General features: G+C 63.7%; 1 protein-coding gene and 2 pseudogenes. All 3 read left to right on the top strand.

Features of this window, described 5'->3' with window-relative positions:
- A pseudogene (locus tag AC1D1Z_RS37495) lies at positions 1 to 122 on the top strand (phage major capsid protein); the annotation flags it as partial.
- Between the two features lie 22 nt (positions 123 to 144).
- Entirely contained in the window at positions 145 to 930 is a 786-nt protein-coding gene (locus AC1D1Z_RS37490; RefSeq protein ID WP_446965671.1) for a hypothetical protein, read from the top strand.
- A gap of 69 nt (positions 931 to 999) precedes the next feature.
- Positions 1000 to 1335: pseudogene (locus AC1D1Z_RS37485) on the top strand (hypothetical protein); the annotation flags it as partial.

The raw sequence follows: 1335 nt of genomic DNA, 5'->3' as shown, positions 1-1335 counted from the left end.
ACATGGCTCCGATCGGCGACGAGCGCATGAACACCAACCAGGACGCCTTCGTGCAGCTGATGGGCTTCGCCGGCAACCTCACCATGAACAACGCCTTCCTGCAGGGCGTGTTGTTCGCCTGATCGTCAACGAAAGGAAAAGCAAATGTCGGTCGCAACAATCCAGTCCGATCGTCTTGGCGCGAACCCGTTCGTCGTCGAAGGCCCGATCGTTTCCGGCTCCGGTATTCCGGGCCCGAACTTCTCCCTCGGCGCTGTTGCCGGCGGGGATCGCGAATCCGAATGGGTCTATTGCCAGCTGGTGCTGGCCTCGCAGACGACCCTTCAGCCCGGCCAATGGTTCCAGTGGACCAGGGACTATGTCGCCTCGCTGCTGACCACGGCGGCCGCCGTCGTCGGCCAGCGCTGCGGCGTCTTCTCCGGCGCTGCCCAACCCCCGACGCTGACCGGCGGCCCGGTTGGCGCCATCACGCTTGCAGCAGGCACCTATTACATCTGGCTGCAGCGCAACGGTCAGGCGCCGTCGCAGGTCGCAACCGCAACGGCGGCCCTCGTCGTTGCCGAAACCACCACCACGGCAGGCCAGGCGAGTGCCCCGGCCTCTGCCACGGCAACCACCAAGGCCATCGCCAACGTCAACTTCGCGGCGGCCAACCAGACGTTTGCCGCAACCACGGTCAACGGCTCCGCCCTGCTGACGAGCCTTTCCGGCCTCAACGCCGGTTCCGGCCCGTTCATCGGTGCGGCCGTTTCCGGCACAGGTATGGCGGGCGGAACCACCATCTCGGGCATCACCTACAGCCCGAATGGCGTCGTCCAGAGCATCACGCTCTCGGCCAACGCCACCGCCAACGGCACTGGTATCACCATCACCGCGACGGGCGTGCTCGAGGCGACGCTGATGCGTCCCTTCCTGTCGAAGGTGAACTAAACCCAAAGCAAACCACGGGCGCTTCGGCGCCCGTTTCAATTTCCCCGCCATCAACAGCGAGACAGCACAATGCCCGACAACAATACCGGAATTTATGCCTCCTTCAGCCTCGAACCGGTCGAACAGACCTTTCTGACGGAGAAGGAAGGCCGCCCGATCTTCGCCGACAAGGAATTCGTCCGCATCTTCATCTCCGGCGACAAGCACACCGAAGTCTATCGCGAGGTGACGGAGAACGACAAACAGCGCTTTTCCGACGCCTACAAGCGTTTCAAGGAAGGCGCGGCCGCCCGCGAGCAGCTGACCGGCACGCCGCTGGCGCAATGGCCCTATCTCAAACCCAGCCAGATCAAGGAGCTGGAGGCGGTCAACATCTACACCGTCGAGCAGCTCGCAGCACTCTCC

It is taken from the genome of Rhizobium sp. P1_E1 (genome assembly GCF_056406015.1).
This window is presented reverse-complemented; position numbering and strand designations above follow the sequence as displayed.

Coding starts and splice junctions, on each gene's coding strand:
- AC1D1Z_RS37490 (WP_446965671.1), top strand. CDS start 145: ATGTCGGTCGCAACAATCCAGTCCGATCGTCTTGGCGCGAACCCGTTC.